This is a genomic window from Nonomuraea sp. NPDC049378 (genome assembly GCF_055586745.1).
Genome location: NZ_JBVJHP010000043.1, coordinates 1 through 24,574, shown reverse-complemented (window position 1 = coordinate 24,574; position 24,574 = coordinate 1). Strand labels below are relative to the sequence as shown.

At 67.4% G+C, this 24,574-nt stretch carries 22 protein-coding genes and 4 pseudogenes; 13 read left to right on the top strand and 13 right to left on the bottom strand.

Annotated features, from left to right (window positions below):
- Nucleotides 1-14: 14 nt before the first annotated feature.
- The 4 genes and pseudogenes from ACZ6SA_RS48150 to ACZ6SA_RS48135 form a co-directional block, all read left to right on the top strand.
- Nucleotides 15-476, top strand: a complete 462-nt coding sequence (locus ACZ6SA_RS48150; RefSeq protein WP_465836138.1) for a multicopper oxidase domain-containing protein — start codon at nucleotides 15-17, stop codon at nucleotides 474-476.
- A 29-nt stretch (nucleotides 477-505) separates the two neighbouring features.
- Nucleotides 506-928 (top strand): YybH family protein, encoded by a 423-nt coding sequence (locus tag ACZ6SA_RS48145; RefSeq protein WP_347648523.1) that lies wholly within the window; start codon nucleotides 506-508, stop codon nucleotides 926-928.
- Nucleotides 929-1,072: 144 nt separating this feature from the next.
- Nucleotides 1,073-1,240, top strand: coding sequence for a hypothetical protein (locus ACZ6SA_RS48140; protein WP_465836108.1), 168 nt, complete (start codon nucleotides 1,073-1,075; stop codon nucleotides 1,238-1,240).
- Between the two features lie 376 nt (nucleotides 1,241-1,616).
- Nucleotides 1,617-2,012: pseudogene (locus tag ACZ6SA_RS48135) on the top strand (DUF4158 domain-containing protein); the annotation flags it as partial.
- Between the two features lie 450 nt (nucleotides 2,013-2,462).
- On the opposite strand, the pseudogene ACZ6SA_RS48130 reads toward ACZ6SA_RS48135, so the two are convergent.
- The 5 genes and pseudogenes from ACZ6SA_RS48130 to ACZ6SA_RS48110 all read right to left on the bottom strand — a co-directional run.
- Nucleotides 2,463-2,648, bottom strand: a pseudogene (locus tag ACZ6SA_RS48130) (IS3 family transposase); the annotation flags it as partial.
- A gap of 289 nt (nucleotides 2,649-2,937) precedes the next feature.
- Complete coding sequence (locus tag ACZ6SA_RS48125; RefSeq protein ID WP_347648520.1) at nucleotides 2,938-3,294, bottom strand: 5-carboxymethyl-2-hydroxymuconate Delta-isomerase; 357 nt, start codon at nucleotides 3,292-3,294, stop codon at nucleotides 2,938-2,940.
- 906 nt (nucleotides 3,295-4,200) lie between these two features.
- Nucleotides 4,201-4,485 (bottom strand): hypothetical protein, encoded by a 285-nt coding sequence (locus ACZ6SA_RS48120; protein WP_465836105.1) that lies wholly within the window; start codon nucleotides 4,483-4,485, stop codon nucleotides 4,201-4,203.
- Nucleotides 4,486-4,579: 94 nt separating this feature from the next.
- Entirely contained in the window at nucleotides 4,580-5,758 is a 1,179-nt protein-coding gene (locus ACZ6SA_RS48115; protein ID WP_465836103.1) for a plasmid pRiA4b ORF-3 family protein, read from the bottom strand.
- 132 nt (nucleotides 5,759-5,890) lie between these two features.
- Nucleotides 5,891-6,472 carry a recombinase family protein gene (locus ACZ6SA_RS48110; RefSeq protein WP_465836101.1) on the bottom strand — a complete coding sequence of 194 codons (582 nt, stop codon included), beginning with the start codon at nucleotides 6,470-6,472 and terminating at the stop codon, nucleotides 5,891-5,893.
- Nucleotides 6,473-6,680: 208 nt separating this feature from the next.
- Here ACZ6SA_RS48110 and ACZ6SA_RS48105 point away from each other — a divergent pair, with 208 nt between their 5' ends.
- Nucleotides 6,681-7,550 carry a helix-turn-helix transcriptional regulator gene (locus ACZ6SA_RS48105; RefSeq protein ID WP_465836099.1) on the top strand — a complete coding sequence of 290 codons (870 nt, stop codon included), beginning with the start codon at nucleotides 6,681-6,683 and terminating at the stop codon, nucleotides 7,548-7,550.
- Nucleotides 7,551-7,576: 26 nt separating this feature from the next.
- On the top strand, nucleotides 7,577-8,329 hold the full coding sequence (locus tag ACZ6SA_RS48100) for an SDR family NAD(P)-dependent oxidoreductase (RefSeq protein ID WP_465836097.1): 753 nt from the start codon (nucleotides 7,577-7,579) through the stop codon (nucleotides 8,327-8,329).
- 31 nt (nucleotides 8,330-8,360) lie between these two features.
- On the opposite strand, the pseudogene ACZ6SA_RS48095 reads toward ACZ6SA_RS48100, so the two are convergent.
- Nucleotides 8,361-8,726, bottom strand: a pseudogene (locus ACZ6SA_RS48095) (Tn3 family transposase); the annotation flags it as partial.
- A gap of 478 nt (nucleotides 8,727-9,204) precedes the next feature.
- On the opposite strand from ACZ6SA_RS48095, the gene ACZ6SA_RS48090 reads away from it, so the two are divergent.
- Both ACZ6SA_RS48090 and mihF read left to right on the top strand, forming a co-directional pair.
- Nucleotides 9,205-9,567 (top strand): hypothetical protein, encoded by a 363-nt coding sequence (locus tag ACZ6SA_RS48090; protein WP_465836095.1) that lies wholly within the window; start codon nucleotides 9,205-9,207, stop codon nucleotides 9,565-9,567.
- A 67-nt stretch (nucleotides 9,568-9,634) separates the two neighbouring features.
- Nucleotides 9,635-9,949: an integration host factor, actinobacterial type gene (gene mihF, locus ACZ6SA_RS48085; protein WP_465836093.1), complete on the top strand. Its 315-nt coding sequence runs from the start codon at nucleotides 9,635-9,637 to the stop codon at nucleotides 9,947-9,949.
- Here mihF and ACZ6SA_RS48080 read toward each other — a convergent pair.
- Both ACZ6SA_RS48080 and ACZ6SA_RS48075 read right to left on the bottom strand, forming a co-directional pair.
- Nucleotides 9,930-11,078, bottom strand: a complete 1,149-nt coding sequence (locus ACZ6SA_RS48080; protein WP_465836091.1) for a recombinase family protein — start codon at nucleotides 11,076-11,078, stop codon at nucleotides 9,930-9,932. The two genes, mihF and ACZ6SA_RS48080, sit on opposite strands and share 20 nt — an antisense overlap.
- Nucleotides 11,079-11,256: 178 nt before the next feature.
- Entirely contained in the window at nucleotides 11,257-11,940 is a 684-nt protein-coding gene (locus ACZ6SA_RS48075) for a TetR/AcrR family transcriptional regulator (protein ID WP_465836089.1), read from the bottom strand.
- 85 nt (nucleotides 11,941-12,025) lie between these two features.
- Between ACZ6SA_RS48075 and ACZ6SA_RS48070 the strand changes: the two genes are divergently transcribed.
- From ACZ6SA_RS48070 to ltrA, 4 genes are all read left to right on the top strand, one after another.
- The gene (locus tag ACZ6SA_RS48070; RefSeq protein WP_465836087.1) at nucleotides 12,026-13,009 is read left to right on the top strand and encodes a zinc-binding dehydrogenase; all 984 of its coding nucleotides are present in this window, start codon (nucleotides 12,026-12,028) and stop codon (nucleotides 13,007-13,009) included.
- A gap of 61 nt (nucleotides 13,010-13,070) precedes the next feature.
- Entirely contained in the window at nucleotides 13,071-14,582 is a 1,512-nt protein-coding gene (locus ACZ6SA_RS48065; RefSeq protein ID WP_465836085.1) for an MFS transporter, read from the top strand.
- A gap of 15 nt (nucleotides 14,583-14,597) precedes the next feature.
- Entirely contained in the window at nucleotides 14,598-15,218 is a 621-nt protein-coding gene (locus ACZ6SA_RS48060; protein ID WP_465836082.1) for a DsbA family oxidoreductase, read from the top strand.
- A 603-nt stretch (nucleotides 15,219-15,821) separates the two neighbouring features.
- A complete protein-coding gene (gene ltrA / locus ACZ6SA_RS48055) occupies nucleotides 15,822-17,300 on the top strand; it encodes a group II intron reverse transcriptase/maturase (RefSeq protein WP_465836080.1) in 1,479 nt (492 codons plus the stop codon).
- 231 nt (nucleotides 17,301-17,531) lie between these two features.
- Here ltrA and ACZ6SA_RS48050 read toward each other — a convergent pair whose 3' ends face one another.
- Both ACZ6SA_RS48050 and ACZ6SA_RS48045 read right to left on the bottom strand, forming a co-directional pair.
- Entirely contained in the window at nucleotides 17,532-20,600 is a 3,069-nt protein-coding gene (locus ACZ6SA_RS48050) for a Tn3 family transposase (RefSeq protein WP_465836078.1), read from the bottom strand.
- 180 nt (nucleotides 20,601-20,780) lie between these two features.
- On the bottom strand, nucleotides 20,781-21,053 hold the full coding sequence (locus ACZ6SA_RS48045) for a hypothetical protein (protein WP_465836076.1): 273 nt from the start codon (nucleotides 21,051-21,053) through the stop codon (nucleotides 20,781-20,783).
- Nucleotides 21,054-21,140: 87 nt separating this feature from the next.
- Here ACZ6SA_RS48045 and ACZ6SA_RS48040 point away from each other — a divergent pair.
- Nucleotides 21,141-22,115, top strand: a pseudogene (locus ACZ6SA_RS48040) (Tn3 family transposase); the annotation flags it as partial.
- A gap of 12 nt (nucleotides 22,116-22,127) precedes the next feature.
- On the opposite strand, the gene ACZ6SA_RS48035 reads toward ACZ6SA_RS48040, so the two are convergent.
- The 3 genes from ACZ6SA_RS48035 to ACZ6SA_RS48025 all read right to left on the bottom strand — a co-directional run.
- Nucleotides 22,128-23,351, bottom strand: coding sequence for a pentapeptide repeat-containing protein (locus tag ACZ6SA_RS48035; RefSeq protein ID WP_465836074.1), 1,224 nt, complete (start codon nucleotides 23,349-23,351; stop codon nucleotides 22,128-22,130).
- Between the two features lie 132 nt (nucleotides 23,352-23,483).
- The gene (locus ACZ6SA_RS48030; protein WP_465836072.1) at nucleotides 23,484-24,344 is read right to left on the bottom strand and encodes a hypothetical protein; all 861 of its coding nucleotides are present in this window, start codon (nucleotides 24,342-24,344) and stop codon (nucleotides 23,484-23,486) included.
- A 26-nt stretch (nucleotides 24,345-24,370) separates the two neighbouring features.
- A partial coding sequence (locus ACZ6SA_RS48025) for a hypothetical protein (protein WP_465836070.1) occupies nucleotides 24,371-24,574 on the bottom strand: 204 nt, incomplete at its 5' end.

The window sequence follows — 24,574 nt, the reverse complement described above, 5'->3', positions numbered from 1 at the left end:
GCACTCGCGACGTGATGGCCTTCCGCGTGGCGCGCAAGGCCACCGACGACAGCCGTACCCCCAGAAAGCTCTCGTCCGATCTGCCGAGCTGGCGCCGCTCGGGCGCCGTCCGGACGCGCGACCTCTCCTTCCGCGCCGGCCAGAACGGACGTCACGGCTGGCTCATCGGCGGGAAGGCGTTCGACCCCGCCGGCACCGACGTCACCACCCGCCTCGGCGACATCGAGGTCTGGCGGCTGATCGCCGACATCCACCACCCCGTCCACCTGCACCTGGTCGGCTTCCGGGTGCTCTCACGCGGCGGCAAGGCCCCGCTGCCCCACGATGCGGGTCTCAAGGACACCATCTCGCTACGGCCAGGCGAAGCAGCCGAGATCATCACTCGCTTCGACGGCTACCGCGGCCGCGACCTCTTTCACTGCCACAACGCCGAACACGAGGACATGGGAATGATGGCCAATCCTGAGGTCATCTGACCCACAACGAATGAAGGGAACCAGGAGAAGTGAGCGAAACCGAACTCAGAAATCACATCGACAAGCTGGCCGAAGGCCTCCGAAACAAAGACATCGCAGGCTTGAAGCAGCTCTACGCCACGGACATCGTCTCCTTCGACGTCGAGCCGCCACTCCAGCATGTAGGGATAGACGCAAAGCTGAAGAACTGGGCGAACGTGTTCGCGGTCTTCGAGGAAGTGACCTTTGAGGTTCGCGACCTGAAGCTCACCGTGGGCGAGGGTGTGGCGTTCGGGCACTGCTTCGCCCGACTCACCGGCACCTTGAAAGACGGGACCTCGACGGACGGGATGTGGGTCCGAGGCACATACTGCTTCCGAGAAATCGCCGGCACCTGGCTGATCACGCACGACCAGGTCTCCGTTCCGTTCGACATCACGAGCGGCCAGGGAGTGACCGACCTCGAACCCTGACAGAGATGATGTCGGTGAGCACCTCCCACCGGGTCTGACTCAGCCCTGACTGACTTCGGGTCTTCAACGGGATCTGTCGGCCCTGGCTGGGAGGTTGCTCGTACGCACTCACCGTGCGTGGCGTTGTGACGTCAGGAGGTTGGGATGCCAAGGAGTAACAAGGCCGGGCACGAGGACGACATCCCAATCCTGCGGGCCGAGCTCCATGACGACGTCACCGCGATGGACGGCAGGTTCATCCGCGACGTCGCGATCGGCGGCCCTGCTCGGCACCATCACCGCGGCGGAGTCCGGCCAGTTCGGCACCACTGACCGGCTGGATGCGGGCCGTCTGGCCGGAGCACAGGTGGAGAAAACCGTGTCGCCGTCCATGACGGCGCTGGTGTGATCGAGGGCTCAGCGGCGGGTTGGAGGCCGCCGGATTGATCAATCGTCGCGAGAGCCGCCGCTGGTCGCCGCGACACTGATCCGGCTCAACGACCCCGGGTCAGAGCCTCGGCCGGGAGGCCTTCTTCGAGCAGAACAGACAGCTAATGGACTCACGTGTCCCCTCGGGGACCTACTCGTCGATGTCGTCGGGCTCGGCTCGGGCTGGATCGCGCAGGGGCCGCAGCCCGTCGGCGGGCTGGGAGGCGGTGAAGCTGTACCGGCGACCGGCGTTGAGATCCTCACCGGGACTGGACAGGCAGTGCCTGGCCGCGGTCCCGATGCCCGGCTGGGGTTGGCCGTTCAGCTGTGCACGTTGCCGTGGCTCGGCTTCGTCCCTGATGAACTGCTGCAGGTTCCGCAGGCGGCGGTGCAGCGGTTGGCGACCCAGATGGCGGTGTTTCCCGGGATGCTCGAGCAGTACGACCGGTCGACGCGGAAGCGGCCGCAGACGCGCAGCGATCATTTGAAGCTGGTTATGAAGTATCTGACGTGGAAGAACGCCACGCCGGGCAGCATCCAGTGGAAGGAGCTGGAGCAGTTCCTCCCGGACCGGGCGATGGAGCACGACACCCCATCGCTGTTGTTCCAGCAGGCGGTGGAGCATCTGCAGGCTGCGCAAGTAGTGCGGCCGGGCGCGGTCACGCTCATGGAACTGGTGACCGCTGCGCGGACTGCGGCGGGGAAGCTGACCAGCCAGAAGGTCGCGCATCTGCTGACGCGGCTGATGCGGGCGGATCTGGATCCGCTGCTGGTGGAGGACGCGGAGATCGGGATGTCCCGGCTTCGGTGGTTGACCACGCCGGCGGTCGAGGCGAGCGTTCCGGCGATCGGAGTGTCGGTCGACAAGCTGCTGTACCTGCGGGCGATGGACGCCCACCAGCTTGATATGTCGATGCTGCCGAGGGAGCGGCGCCGGTTCCTGGCCACGGTGGCACGCCGCTCGACGGTTCAGGGCCTGGAGCGGCGAGGAGAACGCCGCCACCCGATCCTGCTCGCTCTGGTCGCCCCCGAGGAAGTCGCCCTGCTCGGTCGTGGTCGGCGTGAAGGCTCGTGCCTGCACCGGGACCAGGCCGAGCTCACGCATGAGCAGCCGGACCAGCTCGGCCGAGCATTCCTCGCCGCACCGGGCCAGCGCGCGGCGCACCCGCCGGTAACCGTAGGTCTCACGCGAGGCCTCGAAGACGGCAGTGATGAGCTGCTTGAGGTGCTCACGCCGGCGAGCGGTCGCCGAGGCGGGCCGGCCGCGCCATTCGTAGTAGCCCGACCGGGACACCCCCAGCCATGCGCACATCGCCGCGACGGTGTGGTCGGCCTTCTCCGCGTCGATGAGCTCGAAGCGAGCTCTCACCGAGTCTCGCCCGCGAAGAAGGCGGCCGCTTTTTTTCAAGAACTGCACCTTCTCGCGCAGCTCCTTGTTCTCCCGCTCCAGCTCCCGCAGCCGCGCCCGCTCCGGCCCGACAACGAGCGAGCCTCCTCACCCTCATGCTGGTGCTTGTACCCAGCCTGCTCACCCAGATGATCGCCGACCTCGAAGCCCGGCTCACCGAACCAGCCCCAGGCTGACCAGGACCGCCCTCGCGTCAAGGCAGCCATCTTTTGTGGTAACTGGCGATGTCCCGAACCTCTACGGTGACCTGGATGTTCAGCCCCGTTCCCGGCTTTATGTGCTCGCACAGCATCGCCAGGGTCAGATCGCCCAGATGGGTCTTGAGTTCCGCGTCACGGCCAGGCAGGATCGCCAGGTCCACATGGATCATCGCCTCGGTGACCTCGCCGTTGCCGATGACCGCCTCGGTGATCGAATGGAAGCGGGTTTTGAAATCTGGAAGAGCGCTACCGATCAGCTCGGCCGCGGTGGGATGCAACGCCAGTGCGAACCCGTGGCGGTCGAACGCGTCGGTGAGCGCAGCGGAGTACTCGACGGTGATCTGTGGCATGCCGCTCATTATCTGGCTGGCATCGCTGACTCGGTCGGCCGCCCCGCCCCGATCACGTTCCGCTACCTGACGGCCCAGGACACGTTCGGGAGCGGAGGGCCGACCATGCTGGCGAGGAGCTCCGTCTGATCAGCCCCACTTGCCTAACATGCCCGACAAGATTATCTCGCTCTGACCTGCGAGAAAGGGCCAAGAACCAAGATAACCATCGACGCAGCTGGACGATCGTTGCCGAGGTGTGCTCGAAGTCGGCCAGGTGTTGCAGCATGTCGGCGGGGGTGGCGTCGAGGAAGGCGTCCGGCGGCGCGTTCGGGGTGACCGCGGCGGTGACGGCGCGCAGGCACTGCGGCAACGTCAGCTTCAGGCGGAGTTCGGCGAAGCGCACGCGGCCGTCGTCTGCCAGGCCAGGCGGTGTCCATGCGCTCTGGCCTACCGTCCGATCCGCCGGCCCGGCGCGCCTCTTGGGGTGTCGGCAAGCCCGTCGCAGGTCAAGAAGTACACCGGGAGAGCTGGGAGGGGCGGCAGTTGGCCAAGCGGTTCTTGGCGTTCCTGCACGGGCGGGCGTGGACGCATGCGGAGGGGCCGACGGCGTTGTTCGACCAGTCGGTGGCGTGGTTGCGGCGGCATCGGGTGCTGTTGCCGGGGGTGACGGTGAGCAATCCGCCTCGACGGACCGTGCAACGCCCTACGCAAAACAGTTTTGGTTGAGGGGTCCGCCGGTTGCAACGGCGGACCCCTCGGAGTCTTCGATATCTCCTGCCTGCCCAGACAGCTCGACATCAAAGGTGTCCCGCAAGCTTGCAAGGACTGTGTGACAGACCAACGCAGTTCCAACCGGTTGTGTTTCTGTCCTTGATGACTCATTCTGCCCGTGCGATTGCCACAGGAGACAAGGGCCCGAGCACCTTAGAACGCGGCCGAACGCCTCCGAACGTCCCTGAACACGGCCGAACAGGGCGGGTAAGGGCGGAAAGCTCCACGGCGGCCCTCGGACCCGGGCGGCAGCTCGATCGCGCGGACCGCCGCGAGCTTGCGGATCTCGGTCACCATCGACTCCAAACTCACGTTGCCCACCGCGGGCTTAATGAACGCCAGCACGTCGAAGTCGTCGTCCTCGGCAGCCGTCTCGCTCGTGGGCTCCTGGCCATCGTCGGCCGTCTCGGCCGCTCGCTCCCCGTCGTGGATGTACACGGTTTCGCGCGGGCCTGCACGCGTAGGGAAGGGAAGTCGTACACGCGGTGCACGTGCACGAGGGGCAGCGGTCAGGCTTCGCCGGCAAGCGCTGTTACGGGGTCGTCGTGCTTTTGCTGGGCGGCCACCATGTCCACTGCTTGCCGAGCTCGGTGAGTTGGTCGTTGACCTCCTGGCGGTTCCAGGCTGCGCCGTCCCAGTGGCTGGTGCCCAGCACGTCGCGCGCGTGGCGGTACTTCCAGCCCTTCTTGTGCCGCAGCGCGCGCAGCAGGTCGGCGAACCCCTCGGGGCCGCCGCTGTCTTCGGGCGGGCAGGCGCGGCCGCCGGCGCTGCAGCGCGGGTAGAGCGCCTTGGGCGCGGCCCGGTGGATCTTCTCCACCACCAGGTCGTGGTCCCAGCAGTCGCCGAAGTCGTAGCGGTAGGCCAGCCACTCGCCGGGCTCGGGCAGCAGGCCGGCCAGGGTCACGTCGTACTCGCTGTTGTGGTTGTCGCCGTACTCGACCCAGTCCTTGGCGAACGCGTGCAGGTGGAAGTTCTGCCAGCCCATCGCGATCTGGATCACGTTGTGCAGGTCCCACAGGCGGGCGGCCGACGGCACCTGGATGCGCCGCCAGACCGGCGGCTGGACGTCCCGCAAGACCACCTTGAGCTGTTGGACGGTACCGGCCGCGACGGTGGACTCAACTGCCGGCGGGGCAGCGGGCTCGCCCGCGTCCCCGGGTCCGGACCTGTCGCTGACCAGCAGGGTGAGACGGGGCCGATCGGCGTCGTACTCGGTGTCGATGTCTGGCTCGGTTTCCTTGAGGACTGCTGTGATCTCCGTCGCGGACAGGGCCTCGATGCCAGCGGCGTCGACGTCGGGCGCCTCGCCTTCGCCTCGGCCGGCGTGGTGCGACACGGCGTCCGGGTCCTGGTCGCGAGCGGCGTCGACCGGCTCCGACTCGACGTCCGGCTCGGAGTCGTCGGTCAGGTCATGGTCGTAGGGCTCGTCGCGGGCTATCCGCTCGGCGCGCATCTGTTCGCGTTCGGGGTCGGTGATGCCGGTCAGGTACTCCCACCTGCTGACCCGCTGGACCTTGCCCCGGGCCAGATCGTGCTGCAGCACGATCCGCGATGAGCGGCCCATCTCCTCTTCCTTGACCACCCATGGGTCGGTCGCCTCCCACGGAACGTCCTTCCAGGAGGCGTTCTCAGCGATCTCGACGGCCGCGCGATGCGCGGGGGCGCCGTGCTGGCGTGGCCCGTCGGCCAGGGGTTCCCAGCAGGAGGGCAACCCACATAAGCCCAAAACCCACATTGAGATGATCTTGAGTGGATCTCTATTGGTGGACAGCTACCGGCGCTGAGAACGATCTTGCTAGGGACCAACTGGCAGAACGGGATGCAGGGTGGGAGAAACTACTGGTCAGCGTCGCGCGAGTGCTTCGTAGGCGGTGGAGCGGCCGATTTTGAGAGTGCGGGCCGCTTCTGTGACCGAGACGCCGTCGTCGACCAGGCGGCGTAGCGTGGCCAGCTCGGCGGGGCCGATGACCCGCGGCCGACCGGTCTTCTTCGTGCCGGGCAGCATGGCACCGGTGGCCTCGCGGCGCTTGGCGGCGGCGATCCCCTCGGTCTGACGCTCGGCTCGCAGCTCCAGCTCGTACTCGGCGGCTGCGGCCAGGACCGCGAACATGAACCGACCCTCCTTGGTGCCCAGATCGAAGTTCTCCGTCAGCGACACCACCGTGATGCCGCGGTCGCGCAGCTCGTTGACCGTGGTCAGCACGTGCCCCGCCGAACGGCCCCACCGGTCGGACTTCCAGAACTTCAGCGTGTCCCCCGCCTGCGGCAGCGCCAGAAGCGCCTCCCACTCCGGTCGCGCGACACCACGCTTGCCCGACTCCCTTTCCATGACCAGTTCGTCGTAGCCGCTGGCCGCCAGAGCGTCGAGCTGGAGCTGCGGGTTCTGATCACGCGTCGAGACTCGTGCGTACGCCCAGATGGTCATCCGCCATCATCCCGGCGGTGTCCAGAAACGTGTACTTTTCCGGACACCTTAGCGACCAGGCGCGACACCGTCCAGAAACCTCTATCCAGAAAACGCTGCGGCACCGTGTGCTCGCACACGAGGCGGCCCGGTCGGCAGCACCCTTGGACAGCAACACGCATGGGTGCCGTACAGACGAGGTCTGTTGAACACGACATATCATGACCTGATGGGCATTTCCCGGCTCTCCACAGATGCGCGGCAGCGGCGCAGTTCCGAGATGCGCGCGTTCCTCCGGTCGCGGCGGGCCCGGGTGATGCCCGCTGACGTGGGCATGCCGGCAGGCGAGGGCCGCCGTACGCCCGGGCTGCGGCGGGAGGAGGTGGCGGTGCTCGCCGGCGTAGGAGTGTCCTGGTACACCTGGCTCGAGCAGGGACGCGACATCAACGTCTCCGCCGACGTCCTGGACGCCATCGCCAAGGTGCTGCGCCTGGAGCCCGCAGAGCGCGAGCACCTGTACCTCCTCGCCGGCCTCAATCCGCCGCAGGCGGCGCCGTCCGATGGACGGGTCCCCGATGCCGTGCGGCGACTGCTGGAGGGCTGGCTGCCGCGGCCCGCGTACGTCATCGACCGGCACTGGAACGTCCTTGCGGTCAACCGCGCGACGGAGATCGTGTTCCAGTGCAACGAGTACGACCACAACTGCCTGGTCAGCTTTTTCACCAACGCCCGCTACCGTGTGGCAGTCGTGGACTGGCACGACGCGGCGCGAGCGATGATCGGCCTGTTCCGGGCGGACGCCGCCCGCTACCCGGACGATCCCGAATTCGGCCGCCTGGCCGCGGACATGTGCGCCGCTAGCCCCGTCTTCGCCGAGATCTGGGCGGAACTCCCCGTGGGCGGCCCCACTCACGGCACCAAGGCCCTGGAGATTCCCGGCCTGGGGACGCTGACCTTCGAAGCCACCACGCTGCCGCTGCCCGAACTGCCCGGCCACCGCCTGTTGCTGCACACCCCCGCGCCCGGGACGGGAACGGGGGCCCTGCTGGAGCGCTTGGTGGTGGTGTCAGACCCAGGTTCAGCCAACACTGCCGCGTAGGCTCGGGCCGCTCGAGGATTGTCGGCATGAAGCGATTCACGAACAAAACAGTTTTGATCACTGGCGGCACCAGCGGCATCGGCTTCGCGACCGCGCGCAGGCTTCTCGACGAGGGCGCGTACGTCATCATCACCGGCCGCGACCAGACCCGCCTCGACGCCGCAGCAGAACGCCTGGGCCCTGAGCGGGTCCTGCCCGTCCGCGCGGACGTCAGCGTTGACGCCGACCGCGATCTCCTCGTGCGACGCATCGAGACCTGGCGTGGTGCCCTCGATGCGGTCTTCGCCAATGCCGGAATTGCGGACTTCAGGCCAGAGTTCACCCCGAAGGACTTCGACCACACCGTCGGAATCAACTTCAAGGGCGTGTTCTTCACGATCCAGACGGCGCTGCCGCTGATGGGCGACGGAGGCGCTGTCGTCATCAACGCCTCCTGGACCCTGCACCGAGGCCTCCCGGCGGCCTCGATCTACGCCGCCAGCAAGGCTGCCGTGCACAATCTCGCCCGCACGCTCGGCACCGACCTCGCGGCGCGTGGCATCCGCGTCAACTCCATCAGCCCCGGCTACATCGAGACCGAGATGTACCGGTCCGCCATCGACCCCGACGCGGAGACCCGCATCACGGCGGAGGTGCCGCTCGGCTCGCTCGGCCACCCGGACGATGTCGCCGCTGCCGTCGCCTTCCTGGCCTCGGACGACGCGTCGTACATCACTGGTCAGGACCTCGTCATCGACGGTGGCCTCGTGGCAGCGGCGCCCCTCGGGCTGCGCCTTTGACAGCCATACAACAGCCGTAACAGGCCCACCGCTACGCCGCCTCGGACAGGGTGGTGAAGTCGATCTCGGGCAGGTCGGGGTCGAAGTCGTCCGGACGCAGACGTAGCACGTCGGTCGCGTACAGGCCGAACCGGCTGATGTGCGCGGTCAGGTAGGGCGACAGTTGTGCGACGTCCTCGGCGCCGATCTCCCAGCCCTCCGACAGAAGCTGACGCATCACCTCCATCATGTCTAGCGCGGTATGGAAGATCACGCAGTTGGCCAGCAGGGAGTTGAATTTGATCATCTTCTCCTGCTCGGCCGGGTCGTTGTCGGCGATGACGCCGTCGTTGCCGAAGCGCAGCCAGGCGGAGAAGCCGTTGAAGCCTTCGACCTTGTTGGTGACCGCGGTGATGCGGGGCTGGGGATGACCCGGCTGGAGTGGCTGGTCAGCCGGGCCCGGGACGCCTCAGCGACGTCGGTGAAGACGGCGATCGACAAGCTAACCTGGCTGCGCGCGATCGACGCCCACCAGATGGATGTGTCGGTGCTGCCGAACGAGCGGCGCCGGTTTCTGGCGCAGGTGGCGCGCCGCTCGACCAATCAGGGGCTGGAGCGGCGCAAGGAGCGGAAGTTCCCGATTCTGCTGGCGTTCGTCGCCCAGGCCGCGGTCGACCAGCTCGATGAGGTGGTGGCCTTATTCGATCATGCCGTCAGCGCGCGGGAGTCGCGGGCGAAGTCCAAGACGGACGAGGCGCTGGTCGAGCGGGCCAAGAAGGGCGAGGCCCGGCAGCTGGTGATGGACGTGATCCTGCCGGTGCTGGCCGACCCGTCGATCGCCGACGATGAGGTGGGCGGGATGCTGCGCGAGCGGATCGGCATGCGTGATCTTGTGCTTGCGTGACGGTCTGCGCTCGGGGGACGTCTTCGTGCCGGGCTCGCGCCGCTACGCCGACCCGGCCACCTACCTGTACACGCCCGAGCAGTGGGCGCCCCGGCGCGGCGAGTTCTGCCGCCTGGTCGGCAAGCCGCCGAGCGCGGCCGAGGCGCTGGAGCAGGGCAAGGAGGAACTCCACGCTGCGCTGGAGGAGCTGGAGATGACGCTGGCCGGCGCCGCACCGGATGACACCGGCATGGTGCGGCTGGATGAGGACGAGCATCTGGTGGTGCCGCCGCTGTCGGCCGAGGACGTCGGCGTGCGAGTAGGAGCGGTACGGCGAGTCGGGGTTACTGTCACATCCGTTGACAGTGCTCCATGATGGAGGCCGACACCCTCGCTGGCCACGGGGCGTGGCAAGGGATAGCCGATGTGCGAGGAGGCCATCCATGGCGGTACCGACGTTGACTCCTGAGCAGCGGGCCGTGGCCGTGGTCAAGGCCGCCGAGGCGCGCAAGGCCCGCAGTGAGTTGCTGGCCGGGGTCCGAGCCGGGACCGTCACGGTGGCGGAGGTGTTCGCCCGGGCGGAGGAAGAGGCTCTCGTCAAGAAGACGAGGGTCGTTCAGGTGCTGCGAGCGATGCCTGGTTATGGTCCGGCGCAGGTCGCCGCGTTGATGGCGATCTGCGGGGTGGAGGTGCAGCGACGGGTCGGCGGGCTGGGGCAGGCGCAGCGCGAGCGGCTGCTCACCGCGCTTGCGCGGTAGTTGCGGAGCCTGCGCCCGGGTTGTCCTGATGAGCGGGCTGCAGGATCTGGTCCTGCAGACGCTGTCGGAGCTCGGCTTGCTCGGGCGTGGGCGGATCGTCTGGGCGTCGGATGCGGGCTCGGCGGGGGCGGGGGATGTCGGCGGCGTCGTGGAGGTCGGCGAAGTCGGTGTGCGCCTGGGCGACGGCCTCGGGGTAGGTCTCCTGCTTGGCGTGCTCGGCGAGCGCGCGGTAGATGCTCGCGACGCTGGGGGCCTGGCCCTTGCGCTTGCCGGTTGCGATGATCAGATCGGGTTGGATCTGCTCGACCGACTCACCGTTCGCGCGGCGGCGGAGCACGGTGTACAGCATGTCGTCGGTGATGACGGGCGGGCGGCCGCCGTGTTTGCCTTTGCGGGCCGCCGCGTCGAGTCCTTCGAGAGTCGACTCGCGGATGTTCTCCCGCTCGGTCTCGGCCATCGCGGCGAAGAACGCGAACAGCAGACGGCCGGGCCCGCTGGGGTCATACATCCCGGGCAGGGGGCCGGCGAGCATCTCCAGGACCAGGCCGTGGGCGGTGAGGTGGTCGGCCAGGGCGGTGAGTTCGGCGGCGTCGCGGCCCAGGCGCTTCATCTCATACACGGTGAAGATGACCCGGCAGTGCGGGGCGTGGGCCTTGATCTGGCGGGCCAGTGCGAGCGCGGCCTCGAACTGGGGCCGGACGCGCACCCGGGTGCTGATCTTCTCGGAGAAGATCTTCTCGCGGCCGATGCCGTGCGCGGACAGCGCGTCCAGTTGCGATTGCAGCTCCTGAGTGAGCGAGCTGCACCGTGCGTACCCGATGCGGATGTCAGCGGTCGGGGTGTCCGGCGCAAGGGCGAGCGGGACCGGCGTGCCGGGGCGCCATGGCTGGCCGGGCCGGCGGTCGGCGGGGGTCGGCACGCGCAGGAGCTTGGCCAGGCGGGGCACTTGGGTGAAGCGGCCGGTGTGGTAGGTGCCGGCGACCGCGCCGGAGCGTGCGCGGCACGGCGAGCCGGGTTCGGCCGTGCACCGCGGGCATGGATGCCGCTCGACCTCATCGGCGTCGCTGACGGTCGGCGAGCCGGACTCGGCACCGGTGGTGCTGTGCGGGGACGGGCGGGAGTCTGCCATGCCCCGGATGTTCTCACAAACATTTCCCAGAAGCGGCCGATTCAGCGTTTTACGTGAGAACGAGTTGTGAGAGTGGATCGGCGGTTCGGGCGGTCCTCCGCCGGAGGGTTTGATCTTGCTCTGGGAATGGATCGTTTATGAGATTGTGGGCGCCTTTGTGTCGACCGGCCCTCTTGATCTACGACCGTCCTGGCGGCCTCGTCGAGTCTGCGGGGGCGTGCTCCCAACGTTCGGCGAGGAGGGCGGGCGAGGGCGCGGTCCCGGGCAGTCGGGGGTGGCGGGGGCGCAGGCCGTCGAGAGCGATGGCGATCGTACGCTTTCGGGCGTTGTGGGCCGCCTCGATCAGGTCGGCGCGGCCCTGCCGGTCGAGCTGTTCGATCAGGGGGGACTTGCCGAGTTGTTCGATCAGTAGCGAGATGTCCATGGCCGTGGCGTCCGGTCTGAGCACTCCAGCAGTGTGCGCGCGGGCCACCAGGTCTCGCATCAGCTCGTCGGACCTGGTGAACTTGGCGGCCATCTCGTCGGTGACGGCGATCGTGCCAGCCAGCGGCCCGAGGGAGCCGCCGCTGAACTCCACGCAGGCGCCGATGTAGTGAGCGAGCCCCTCCCAGGGGTCGTCATGCTGCAGGCCGCGTTCGGCGGCCGAAATCCACTGGTCGAGGGATAGCGCGCACAGGTGCTGGAAGAGCTCGTCCTTGGAACGGTAGCGGCGATAGAGGCTGGCGATGCCGACTCCGGCGCGTGCGGCGATCGTCGCCACCGACGCATGCGCTCCGTCCACGGCCAGGACCTTCTTGGCGGCCGCGAGAAGGGCGTGGTCGTTGCGTTCTGCTTCTGCGTGCCGGGGAGCTTTGCGGGCCATGCGCTCACTGTAGTCGCCTTGCGAAGCGATTCACTCCGTTATAGCTTTCTCAAACGAAGCGAATTTATCCGTTTGAAGGAGAGTCATGCGAGCTGTGGTGATGGAAGAGTTCGGAGGGCCGCAGGTCTTGCGGATCCGGCAGGTCGAAGATCCCGTGCCAGGGCCAGGGCAGGTGCTCGTCGCGGTGGCGTACACGAGTATCACGTTCGTTGAGACGCAGGTGCGCTCGGGCAACGGGCCGTTCGGCAGGCCCGCGCTACCCCGCATACCCGGCAATGGCGTGGGCGGTCGCATCGTCGCTGCCGGACCGGACGTGGACCCGGCCCTGATGGGGACGGTCGTGGTCACCACCACCGGCGGCGAGGGCGGCTACGCCGAGCTGGCGCTGGCTCGGGCACAGGATGCGGTCCTGGTTCCCGCGGGTCTGGAGCTGAAGGATGCGGTTGCGCTGCTGGCCGATGGGCGTACGGCGCTGCTGCTGTACCGGCAGGCGGAGATCAAGCCATCGGAGCGGGTTCTCGTGGAGGCTGCGGGAGGAGGTGTCGGCAGCCTGCTGGTGCAACTCGCCGCCGGCGCGGATGCCCACGTGATCGGCGCCGCCCGCGGCGCCGGCAAGGCCGAGTTGGTCACCTCGCTGGGCGCGGCCTCCTATGTCGACTACTCCCGGCCTGACTGGCTGGATCGGGTGATGGAGGCGACCGGCGGCGCCGGACTCGATCTCGTCTTTGACGGGGTTGGCGGCCGGATCGGCACCGAGGCGATCGGGGCGCTACGTGAAGGCGGACGCGTGAGCATCTACGGAATGGCCAGCGGCGCCGACGCCGAGCTCGACGAAGACCGGCTCCGGGCACGCTCCATCGGCGTCATCGGCCTCACCGCCGCGCCGAGCCCGGCCCAGACGCGCGCGCTCATCGTCGACGCGCTGCACCTCGCGGCCGCCGGGAAATTGCGGCCGGTCATCGGCCAGACCTTCCCGCTCGAGTCGGCAGCCGCCGCGCATCGAGCGATCGAGACGCGGACCACCACTGGCAAGACCTTGCTCATCCCCGCCGGCGATGCGCGCGGCTGAGATCGGAACCCCCATGTCCCCCCAACCCTCTGCCAGAGCCGGAGCCCGGGAGTGGGTCGCCTTGGCGGTCCTGGGCATTCCCGCCGTGTTGGTCATGATGAACATGTCAGTGCTCTATCTGGCGCTGCCAAGCCTGAGCGCCGATCTGGAACCCGACGGCCCCCAGCTGCTGTGGATCACCGACATCTATGGCTTCATGGTCGCCGGATCGCTGGTCACGATGGGTACGCTCGGCGACCGTCTCGGGCACCGCCGGATCCTGCTGGGCGGCGCCGTCGCCTTCACCTGCGCGTCCGTCATCGCCGCCTACGCCCCCGGCGCCGGCCCGCTCATCGCGGCACGGACCGTCCAGGGAATCGCCGCCGCCGCGCTGGCGCCGACCTCGCTGGCCCTGATCCGCGCCCTGTTCCTCGATGTCCGGCAGCGCACCCTGGCCATCACGATCTGGATGATGGCGTTCATGGGCGGCGGTGCGCTCGGCCCACTGGTCGGCGGTGTGCTGCTGCAGTACTTCTGGTGGGGCGCGGTGTTCCTGCTCGCCCTTCCGGCTATGGCGCTGCTGCTGGTCACCGGCCCTTTCCTGATCCCTGAATCTCGCGCTTCGGCTTCCGGGCGGCTGGACGCGGTCAGTGTGGTCCTGTCGCTACTGACTCCTTTGACGATCGTATTCGGCATCAAGGATCTCGCCGTCCACGGCCTTGCCCTGCCGTCCGTCGGTGTCCTGGTCGCGGGCCTGATGATCGGCGCGGTCTTCGTACGCCGCCAGCGACGGCTGCCCAACCCGCTCTTGGACCTGGGATTGTTCGGTATCCCCGCCTTCGCCGTATCCGTCACGGGCATGGTGCTGGTCGGGATCGTGCTGTTCGGGACCAGCCTGTTGACCTCGCAATACCTGCAGATGGTGCTCGGCTTGTCTCCGTTGGAGGCCGGTCTGTGGCAGCTGCCCACCGCGGTCGCCGGTACCGTCGTGGCCTTGGTGGTCTCCGGTCTCACCGGCCGAATCCGTCCAGCCGTCCTCATGAGTGCCGGCGCCGCGTTCGCCGTCATCGGTCCCATCCTGCTCACCCAGGTGGACACCAACCCCGTCATCCTGGTGTCCGGCTCCGTCCTTCTCTTCGCCGGGCTGACCCCGTTCTTGGCGCTGGGAACCAACCTGGTTGTCGGCGCGGCACCCCCCGAACGCGCGGGGGCCGCCTCAGCGATCTCCGAGACCGGCGCCGAACTCGGCGGCGCGCTCGGCATCGCCGTGCTCGGCAGCATCGCCACCGGCGTCTACGGCAGCTACATGCTCGGCCATGCGCTTCCCGGTGTCCCTTCCCAGGTCGCCGAAGCCGCCCGGGAGACGTTGCCCGCCGCACTCCAGGCAGCCCGGCGACTCCCCGAAAGCCTCGGCGTCCCTTTGGCCCAGACCGCCAGGGACGCGTTCGCCCACAGCCTTCACGTGCACGCGCTCATCACGATTCCCCTGCTCATCGCGCTCGCCCTACTGACCCTGATCCTGTGGCGCACGACCCCGCCACAATCACCGAGCCAGCCCGAACAGGCCACGACGCCCACCCCGGCCTTCGACTGAAAGGACCGAGCGCTCATGCAAGTCGAGGTCTACTTCGACGTTCTGTGTCCCTGGTGCTACATCGGCAAGAGACGACTGGCCGCCGCCCTGAAGGCCCGAAGCGATGCGATCGTTGTCTGGCGCAGTTTCGAACTGGATCCGGACGGAAGCCGGATTCCCGGCCCGACAGCAGCGCAGGTGATCGCCACGTACCAGAACAACCCAGCCCGAGCGAGCGCCCGGGTGGCCCACATCCAAGCGCTTGGGGCAGCCGAGGGACTCGAACTCAACCTGCACCAGGCCCGGCCGGTCAACTCTTTCGACGCACACCGCCTGATCCACCTGGCCGCCACCTGCGGCCCGGCCGACGCCGTCCTGGAACGTCTCCTTCACGGTTACCACACCGAAGGCCGTAACATCGCCGATCCGGACGTTCTCCAAGCGCTCGGCGTCGAGGCCGGACTTGATCTCGCCCACATAGGTGAACTCTTGACCGGCGACGCGTTCACCAGTGAAGTCCGAGCCGATGAACGCCGCGCCGCCCAGAGGGGAATCCGAGGCGTGCCTACGCTCGTCATTGACGGAGCCCCGCCAGTATCAGCCGTTCAGGAACCTGCCGCTCTGGCAAGCCTCCTAGAACGCGCAGCACGCTTCTGAGCTTGGATCCACGTGCGCCGTGAGGCGCTGACGATTCGAGTGGAGGTGAGAGACCTTCGCCGCTGCCCCTGTCGCAGCAGGGCGGTGTAACTGGGGGCAGCCTGATCCGGGAGGTGCCGGGGAGGGCGGGAGCAGCCCCGACAAAGCCGGGACGGGCCGGTACTGCCAGATGGCGTGGGTCCGGCGAGTGCGACGGAAAGGAGTACGCGAGGAACCAGCGTGATTACGTCCCTTAAAGGCTCACCGGCTCGAATCTGGCAGATAGGCGCCGGGTGCGGTGCGTCCATGGCCCGTGCCACCGGGTCAGGAACTTCTCGGCCGCCACGTGGATGTCGGTCGGGGAGGCCATGAGGAAGGTCTGCGGCGTACTCATGGCGATGCCGCAGGGGTAGAGCTGGACTCCTCCTTCGTCGAGCGAATCGCAGTGAACACGGGAACCGTCTCGGTTCTGCCCGTCACGCGTGCATCCGGCGCGCGGGCGGGCTGAGCTCATCGTCGGCCGAACGGGCTGGGACGGGGCGGAGCCGCCGTAGTAGTCCGAGTCCGGGAGAGCCGGACACATGGCCAAGGGCGGCAGCGGTATCGAGAAAGGCGGATGCTGTAATGCCGAAAGATGCGCCGGTGAATATCGGCGCCTGGCCGGAGCAGGTCCCGATGGGGCCGCTGCGGAAGGTATCGGAGATGCAGGCCAAGCTTCACCGTTGGGCGGCGGCCGATCCCGGCCGCAGGTTCGACGACCTGTTCAACCTCGTGCACGACCCGGCGACGCTGATCGTGGCGTTCGACCGGGTCGCGGGCAACACCGGGGCACGCACTGCGGGCGTGGACGGCCTGACGGTCGCCGACGTCGAAGAGCAGATCGGTGTTCCCGGATTCTTGGACGACCTTCGTACCCAGCTCAAGACGGGCACGTTCGGGCCGCTCCCGGTACAGGAACGCAAGATCCCTAAGCCGGGCGGATCGGGAAAGGTCAGAGGCCTCGGCATTCCTGTCGTGGCCGACCGCGTCGTCCAGGCGGCACTCAAGCTGGTGCTGGAACCCATTTTCGAGGCCGACTTTCTGCCGGTCTCCTACGGGTTTCGGCCCAAGCGGCGGGCACACGATGCGATCGCTGAGATCCACCAGTTCGGCACCCACGGCTACCGCTGGGTGCTGGACGCGGACGTCGAAGCGGCCTTCGATTCGGTCTCGCATTCGGCCCTGATGGACCGGATCCGGCGGAGAATCAAGGACAAGCGTGTGCTGGCGCTGGTGAAAGCGTTCCTCAAGGCCGGGATCCTCACGGAACTCGGCGAATACCAGGACACCCACACCGGCACGCCGCAAGGCGGCATCCTCTCACCGTTGATCTTCAACGTGGCGATGACGGCGCTCGATGAGCATCTACATCGGCCATGGCAGACCGGCGGGGCGATGGCGACCAGCTCGCAACGTGCCCGGCGTCGCCACAAGGGCCTGCCGAACTGGCGGATCGTCCGTTACTGCGACGATTTCGTCATCCTCGTGCATGGCACCCGCAACGACGTCGAAGCCCTCCGCGAACAGATCGCTCAAGTGCTTGCACAGCTTGGGTTGAGGCTGTCACCAGCCAAAACCCGGATCGTGCAGATGAGCGACGGATTCGACTTCCTGGGCTTTCACATCCGGTGGAAGCGGAAGATGGGCACGAACAAGTGGTACGTCTACACCTTCATCGCCGACCGGCCTATCCGGTCGTTGAAGGCGAAGATCCGTACCCTGACGCACAGGACGTCACAGCAGGACCGCAGGACCGTGCTGATCAGGCTCAATCAGATCATGCGCGGCTGGGCCAACTACTTCAAGCACGCGGTGTGCAAGCACACCCTGGGCAACTTGGCGAATTTCGTCTGGTGGCGAGTCGTCCGGTGGCTCAGGACCCTACACCGCTGGGGGTGGGAGGACGTCCGCCGACACTTCACCCTGCCAGACGGCAGGTGGAAACCGATCACGGCGGACGGGATCGAGCTGTTCAACCTGGAGACCGTGACGGTGACCCGTTACCGGTATCGAGGCAACACGATTCCCAATCCCTGGACACAGACGCTGCTGAACCACGCCTGATGGCAGACGCCGTGGAGAGCCCGGTGCTCAGAAATGGGCACGCCGGGTTCGGAGAGCGGTCCGAGGAAACGGACCGGGAGCAATCCCGGCACCGCGCCTCGGGCCGACTCTACGGCTCCAGTTCTCGGTGTTCATTTCTGGGTCTGATTCCTTGCCGAGGAGCGCTTCCCCGCGAAACCTCGTGATCGAAATCATGTGACCGCCGCGTCAGCGCCGCTCACCTGAACCGGGTTACTGCTGGCCGGGGGTACGCAGCGGCCGGAAGTTGCCCTCGCGGACCGTCTCGGGCAGGGAGAAGTTGTAGCGGCCCAGGAAGTTGAGCCACTCAAAGCCGAGCGGGGACAAGCGGGCGATGTCGGCGGTGGCGATCTTCTTGCCCTCGGCACGGATCTGCTCCAACGCCCGGGCCGTGTAGACCGTGTTCCACAAAATGCAGACATTGGTCATCAAGCCCAAAGCCCCTAGTTGATCTTCCTGGCCTTCCTTGTACTTCTGCCGCAGCTCGCCCTTCTGCCCGTGAAAGATCTTGCGGGCCAGGGTGTGGCGGGCTTCTTGCCGGTTCAGCTGGGTGTTGACCCGGCGGCGCAGCAGTTCGTCGTTGAAGTAGGAGGCCAGGTAGACCGAGCGATCGAGCTTGCCCAACTCCATCAGGGCGCTGCCGATCGGGGTGGGGGTGCCGCCGCCGGTCAGGTAGCGAAACAGCTCGGCCGGGCGCACCTTGCCGGTGCTCAGGGAGCCGGCCACGCGCAGCAGGTCGTCCCAGTGGTCGTTGATGAGGCCGATGTTCACCCGGGTTTTGATCATGGTGTTGAGACGGCCGTAGAAGGCGGCTGGATCGGCCCGGTACAGGGTGGCGCTGCCGACGTCGGCCAGGCGCGGGGAGAACTGCCAGCCCAGCAGCCGGAAGATGCCGAAGGCCAGCTCGGAGGCGCCGGCGGTGTCGGAGACGATCTCGGTGGGCCGTAGCGAGGTCTCCTGCTCCAGCAGGCCTTCGAGGATGTAGTACCAGTCCTTGGGAGTGCCGGGGATGACGATGCCGTGAAAACCGGTGAACTGATCAGAGGCGAAGTTGTAGAAGGTGACCCCACGCGCGCCCTTGCCCTTGCCGAAGTACTTGGTGTTCGGCCCGGCGTTGATGGTCTTGACCGGGACGACGAACCGCAGCCCGTCGGCCGAGGCCAGCTCGCCGCCGCCCCAGGTCTGCACGATTTCCTGCTGGGCGTGGTAGTCAACCAAGGTGGCGTTGGCGGCCGTCAGCGTGGCGGCATGGATGTAGTTCTGCTCGGCCCAAAACAGCCGGTCCAGAGCGAGCGCGGGCTCGTGCTCGCTGGCCATGGGCCGCATCCCCACGTTCATAGCCTGGGCGACCAAAACGGCGGCGACCGACTTGACCATGTCCTCTCGTCTGGAAGGCACCTCGCCGGACACGTGGGTGAAGGCATCCAGGCAGCCGGTCCACGAATGCACTTCCAGCAGCACCTCGGGCAGGTCGACGATGGGCATGCGGGCCTCGACGTCGGCGCGCAACGTGGTCAGTGTGGCGGGTTCGTCCAGCGCCTCCAGGCCGGTCAGGACCAGGTGGTCCTTGCCCTCGGGGGACTTTTCGATGCGCAGCCACTCGTTGCGGACACCCTCCTCCCCGGATAGGCCCGCGGCCAGCTGCTTGTAGGCGTAGTCCAGGGTGCGCGCCCAGCGCTGCGTGTCGGCGCCCGGCTCGGCCGACAGGCCCAGATCGCGGCACACCTTGGCGCGGGCCTTGTCCCACGCCGGCCCGGCCAGCAACCCGGCGGTGGGGTCGCCCCACTTGGGCAGGCCAGGCACGAACACCTCGTGGCGGCGCAGGCACTCGCGCAGCCGCTCGACGGTGGCCACCGTGTAGGCCAGCGTGTTGACCCCGCCCGCGTTCTCTCCCCGCTTGGGGAAGACCCGCCGGTGCCAGGCGGAGGTCAGGTGCGCCGCCGGCACCTCCTCCGGGCGTACAGGGCTGCGGCGCCGCTCCAGGCTCTTGAGAAAGTCGATCGCCTCCAGCAGCTCAAAGCCACGCCGCGCACCCTGCCCTGCGCCGGAACGCTCGGCCTCAGCCGCGCCGGCGTGGAAGTCGATGACCTTCAGCAGCTTGGACAGAAACCGGCGGATGGTGGCATAGCGCTGCAGCAGCTGGTCCTGGAAATCCTCATCGGGTTCCTGCGCGAGCTCGCCGATCGTGTCGGCCGCGGCGTGGATGGCTGGCAGGTCCATGCCGTCCAGCGCGGCCCGCACGTCGCCGTCGGGGTCGGCGGCCACATCCCGGATCGCCAGCCACACCTCACGCAACACGATCGCGGCGGTGTCCAGGTCCTTGAGCGTACGAAGCCGCTCCTTGCCCGCCTTGAACGCCGAGGTGCGCACCAGATCCCCCATCGCCAGATCGAACACCTCGATGGCCTCATCGGCCGAGACCGGCTCCATCACCGCGGCGAAGGCAACCAACGTGGCCAGCTTGCGATCCCCGGCCAGCTCCGCGACCGCCTTGGCCCGGGCCGCCTTGGCGAAGCGGGCCAGCGCGGCCACCTTCCCAGCCGGGACAGCCGACAGATCCCACGCCGCCGGGCCCAGGCCGCGCAGCTCCACATGCCGCTCCAACGCCTTGACCACTCCCGCGCCGGACACGTCGGTGGGACTCTTACGCAGCCGGTCCAGCCCCGAGATCCGCCGCCCCCCGGTCACCTTGACCAGTTCCTCCAGCGCGCTCTTCTGACCCGGGCTGGGCGCGGCGGCGAGGATCTTGTACTGGCGTAACGCGACCCGCTCACGGATCTCCGAAATCATCCGCTCCATGGTGGTGACGCCGGGCAGCAAGATCTTCGCCTCGACCAAACGGTGAGTGACCAGGTCCAGCAGCACGATCGGCCGTTCGTTGTTCGACCAGGCCCGCCGGTAAATCCAGCACGCCAGCGCGAACGCGTGCTCCTCGAACACCTCAAAGCCGTAGGCCTCACGGATCTGCCTTTGATGATCCCAGCGCGCCTCCTTCGCCCCGTACCCCTTCAGCGAGGAGGAGTCCAGGCCGAGCTGCTCGGCGACGTAGTCGACCACCGCGACCGGCACGTCCTCCGGATCGGGCAGGAAGCAGTTCAAGAACCGGGCCGTCCCGAGCTGGACTGCGTAGCCGAGCTGGTTGCGAGCGCCGTTGGCCGCCATCGCCCGCCGCCGGTCAGCGGCCTCCAGATGGAAGAACCCGCCCAGCTGAGTGAGGTCGGGCACCTCGTTGAACCTGCCCCACCTGCTGCGCTGGTCCTCGGTGAGGCAGTTGACCGGCATCACAGACTCCCGGACGCTCGTGGGCCGGGCGGGTCACCGGCCCGCCATCAGCCGAAAGTGTGGCATCGAGATGATCTTCGAGATGCCCGGTCAGGGGCGAATCCGCGATATTGATCATGAAACAAGATGTTCGCCTCCGGGCCTTGGCAGGGCGAGGCATTCATGCTCGGCCCAGCGAGGTCAGGCGTGCCCCGGAGCGGGCGACGGCTCGGCCAGCGTCCGCCGTACCTGCTCGTGCGACATCCCTATCTGTCGGCCGATCCGACGTAGCCCCCACCCTTCATCCCGTGCATCGGCCATCGCCTGTGCCGAGGCCGTCGCCACCACATCCTCCAGCACCACCCGCAACTCCGCCAGCCTGGCCAACCTGATCGCAGGCGCCACCTCCACCAGTTCCGCGCAGAACCGCTCGACATCCGCCCGGATGAATGCCACGCCCTCAAACTCCGCCATCGGGCAAGACTCGCCTGCTCAGACCCCCACTGTCAACGAATGTGACAGTAACCCCGGCTCGCCGTACCGCTCCTACTCGCGGGCCACGTCGGCGGCGGCACCATGAGCTCCTCCGACGGCCAGCGATTCCCCGTCCGCGGCAAGACCGTGACCGGCCGGAACATGGTCATTCACGGCGGTCAGGTGCTGTCTACCTACACCCACGTCTCCGATCAGTGGTCGACGTACGGCACGAAGATCATCGTGCCGACGGCGCGGGAGGCGCACTACGTCCTGGACGACTTCCTCGGCAATGCCACCGACCTTCCGATCACCGAGCACGCAACGGATACGCACGGTGCCACGCTCATCAATGTTGCCCTGTTCGACCTGGTCGGCAAGGCGCTCACGCCGCGCCTGCGGGACCTGACCCGGGTTACTCTCATGCGTGATGAGACCCCGACCGAGATCGCCAAGCGCTACCCGCACGCCGGGCCGCTGCTGGGCGCGCGCTGGAACGAGGACCTGGTGGCCGCCTGCTGGCCGGATCTGCTGCGGATGGCCGCGTCGCTGAAGTACGGCCAGGCCACCGCCTCGCTGATCGTCGGCAAGTGGTCGGCCGCCTCCCGGCAGAACACCCTGGCCGCCGCACTGAAGGAGTGGGGCATGCTGAGGAGGACCGTCCACCTCGCGAAATACCTGTCGGACCCGGCGTTCAGGCGGAAGAACTCCAGACAACTGAACAAGGGGGAGAGCCTGCACGCGCTGCGCCGCGACCTGCACTACGCCCAGCAAGGCACGATCACCCGCCCGCATCTGGAGCAGTAGACCGAGCAGGCGTGGTGCCTGACCGTGCTGACCAACTCGGTGGTCGCATGGACGACCGAATATTATTCCAGAGCGGTGCTGGAGCTGCGCTCCCAGGGCCGGGAGGTGAGCGACGAGATCCTGTCGCACATCTCGCCCGGCCATAGTGACAACATCAATTTCTTCGGCGTCATCAACGTGGACTTTTCCCAACAACCTTGGTGTCAACATCGTGCCGACCTGGCCATTCACGTCACCCACATGTTCGTGACGTGAGCGCTAGGAACGTTATGCCAGCGGCTCCAGGCCCGGCTCGACCTCGGTCGCGCTGGTGCCCTCCGCGTCGGCAGTCAGGTGAAGCGTCTGCCAGCCGTCCGCGCCCTTTTCTGCCCGCCAGCACGGCGGCCACTCCCGCACCACTTCGTCAGCCACCGGCGTCAGTCGCACACCGGCCAGCGACGCCACCTGCAACCCTTGGGAACCGTTGAAACGAGCGCCACCAGCGAAGGTGGTCTGGTCGAATCTGACCTCGCCGGAGAAGGTCGTTCCGCCGAACTGGGCGCAGTCGGCGAAGGTGACCTGATCAAACCAAGTCGTGCGGCCCATGAAGATCGCCTGGTCGAACTCGACGTCGCTGGAGAAGGTCGCCCCGCCGAACCGGACACTGCCCGTAAAGGTCGTCCCACCGAACCAGGCGGAGCGAACAAAATGCGCATCACCGAACCAGGCGGAGGCAAGACGACAGCCTTGAAGGTCGAAGTCGATGAGGACCGCGCCGGTGAGGTCGAGCCGGATGTCCGGCCAGTGGCGCGGGTTGCTATCGGGCTGGCGGGAGGACCATCGGTGCCGTGGGGCCGAGGAGTTCTGGTAGTGGAGGTGAGCGGTCAGGATGCGCTGCGCCGTCCGGCGGACCTGGCGTTCCTCGTGCGGAGTGCGGCCGCTGCTCGTGCCGGGGCGGGCAAGCCTGCGGGCCCGGGCGGCGCGCTGGGCAGTGCGAACCTTCTCGTGCCGATCTTGCTCGACAGGCGACGTCCAAGGCATGCGGAGATACGAGCAGATCACGTCTACGACGGTCTGCCGCAGCATCGGGGTGTCCTGAGCGAGGCGTTCCAGGGCGTGTAGGCCGCCGAGCCGGACCGGAGCCTGGTCGCTGCCGAGTTGGTCGACTGCCTTCGTGTAGAGCTCTGTCACCCGGCGTTCGGACGCGTCATGCGTAGTGTGCGCGGCAGCAAGTTCCAGATGACGCTGCCGGCGGATGGCCAGTATCAGCGTCACTGCGGCGCCGACGCCGGCGCCGGCGGCTAGCGCGGTTCGGACAGCCTCGATTCGGGCGGAGACCCGCTCAGCTGAGCTCAGTGATGTGCCCACGTCCTGCAGCAGCCAGGCGCTGACGCCCCAGACCGTCGCGCCGACCAGCAGCGCCGCGGGAAGAGCCCACCACCACAGGGATCGCGGCGGCCGCAGTTCGGGCGGACGCACGGACGACTGGGGAGAGCGCCGGAGAAAGCCCATGCACCCATTCCAGCCACCCGGCGCCGTCGCCGAGGTGAATTGCTCGAATTGCTCAACCCGTTCATTGCGGTGGCGTCGCGTAGAGGGTGTGACAAGTCCGGTGGCGAGGCTGGCTTCGTCGAGCGATTCAGGTTAATCGCTTCGCTCGATGGCTCGCTGGATGTAAAGCCTGTTGGCAAGGTCTTCGGCGACTAGGTCCGTGCGTTCGTAACTGCAGACAAAGCAGTGTCCGACGCCGACTTCATCGAGGTAGCCGTCGCGGGAGGGCGCGACGAAGGTCTCGTAACCACATACTGGGCAATCTTCGAGAGTGGTGATGTCGACGTCCCCGGGCGCCGGGGCGAACCGGTCCCGCAGGTCGTCGACGTCAGCGCGCCGCTGGGCCTCGTCTTCTCCTAGGGCTTCGAGATAACGTGCAGCGCGGGCTTGTTCGGCATCGTCGTCCGAGCTGACCTTAGTCTCGTAGGCTGCCAGACCTTCAACGCTGATCGCGTGCGAGATCTCTGGATGATCACCGAGGGCGTCAAGTGCTTCAAGGTGTTCTTCCGCCAAGGCTTCGGTTGGATTGTCTCTGACTTCGCGGGCGTGTCGGATCTCTTGAGTGATATCAAGCGCGCGCTCCAGGACCGATGTCCTCACCTCGGTGAAGTTCGCGACAAGTCGTTCTTCGTCCCTCGGCTCGAACCATGGGGATTTGACGAACTCCGGCTTGGCGGGGTCGTGGAGGACGCGCGTCACTCCAGTTTCGGCGGAGATACCTGCGGCCTTGATGACAGCCAGCAGGTCGCGAGCCGACAGTATGCGTCCTCGGCGATCGAATTCCCTTCCTGGCCACGTGTGCGCAACGATCAGGGCCAGCCCATTGGTCAGTGCCTGGTCGAAGAGCGCCTCCGCTCCCCGGGCTAACGGATCCCGTCCCAGCGCATAGGAGCAGAGCGCAAACTGCTCCGCCCGGCGCTGTTGGGTGGCCTCAAAACGCTCCTTCTGATCCATTTCACGCAGAGTAGTTCCTTCGCCGCCTATGGGCGAAGGAGTTTCGGCACCCAGATGAGACTCATGATCTGCTGCCGGATCGCGGTGATCTGCTCCGGGGTGAGTCCGGTGGTGCGCCCTTCCGGAGAGGCCGGGCCAGTGAGTGTTTTCCAACCTGAAGCCGCAGGTCGCGGGCATGCTGCGCGGAAGAGCTTGATCGACAAGTAGAAGAGCCCCTGGTAGAAGGGTTG

Bases quoted from the DNA above. Each gene is read 5' to 3' on its own strand.
- ACZ6SA_RS48105 (WP_465836099.1), top strand. From the start codon at position 6,681: ATGGGCATTTCCCGGCTCTCCACAGATGCGCGGCAGCGGCGCAGTTCC.
- ACZ6SA_RS48060 (WP_465836082.1), top strand. From the start codon at position 14,598: ATGCAAGTCGAGGTCTACTTCGACGTTCTGTGTCCCTGGTGCTACATC.
- ACZ6SA_RS48125 (WP_347648520.1), bottom strand. From the start codon at position 3,294: ATGCCACAGATCACCGTCGAGTACTCCGCTGCGCTCACCGACGCGTTC.
- ltrA (WP_465836080.1), top strand. From the start codon at position 15,822: ATGCCGAAAGATGCGCCGGTGAATATCGGCGCCTGGCCGGAGCAGGTC.
- ACZ6SA_RS48030 (WP_465836072.1), bottom strand. From the start codon at position 24,344: ATGGATCAGAAGGAGCGTTTTGAGGCCACCCAACAGCGCCGGGCGGAG.
- ACZ6SA_RS48140 (WP_465836108.1), top strand. From the start codon at position 1,073: ATGCCAAGGAGTAACAAGGCCGGGCACGAGGACGACATCCCAATCCTG.
- ACZ6SA_RS48035 (WP_465836074.1), bottom strand. From the start codon at position 23,351: ATGGGCTTTCTCCGGCGCTCTCCCCAGTCGTCCGTGCGTCCGCCCGAA.
- ACZ6SA_RS48100 (WP_465836097.1), top strand. From the start codon at position 7,577: ATGAAGCGATTCACGAACAAAACAGTTTTGATCACTGGCGGCACCAGC.
- mihF (WP_465836093.1), top strand. From the start codon at position 9,635: ATGGCGGTACCGACGTTGACTCCTGAGCAGCGGGCCGTGGCCGTGGTC.
- ACZ6SA_RS48080 (WP_465836091.1), bottom strand. From the start codon at position 11,078: ATGGCAGACTCCCGCCCGTCCCCGCACAGCACCACCGGTGCCGAGTCC.
- ACZ6SA_RS48075 (WP_465836089.1), bottom strand. From the start codon at position 11,940: ATGGCCCGCAAAGCTCCCCGGCACGCAGAAGCAGAACGCAACGACCAC.
- ACZ6SA_RS48150 (WP_465836138.1), top strand. From the start codon at position 15: ATGGCCTTCCGCGTGGCGCGCAAGGCCACCGACGACAGCCGTACCCCC.
- ACZ6SA_RS48070 (WP_465836087.1), top strand. From the start codon at position 12,026: ATGCGAGCTGTGGTGATGGAAGAGTTCGGAGGGCCGCAGGTCTTGCGG.
- ACZ6SA_RS48050 (WP_465836078.1), bottom strand. From the start codon at position 20,600: ATGCCGGTCAACTGCCTCACCGAGGACCAGCGCAGCAGGTGGGGCAGG.
- ACZ6SA_RS48045 (WP_465836076.1), bottom strand. From the start codon at position 21,053: ATGGCGGAGTTTGAGGGCGTGGCATTCATCCGGGCGGATGTCGAGCGG.
- ACZ6SA_RS48110 (WP_465836101.1), bottom strand. From the start codon at position 6,472: ATGACCATCTGGGCGTACGCACGAGTCTCGACGCGTGATCAGAACCCG.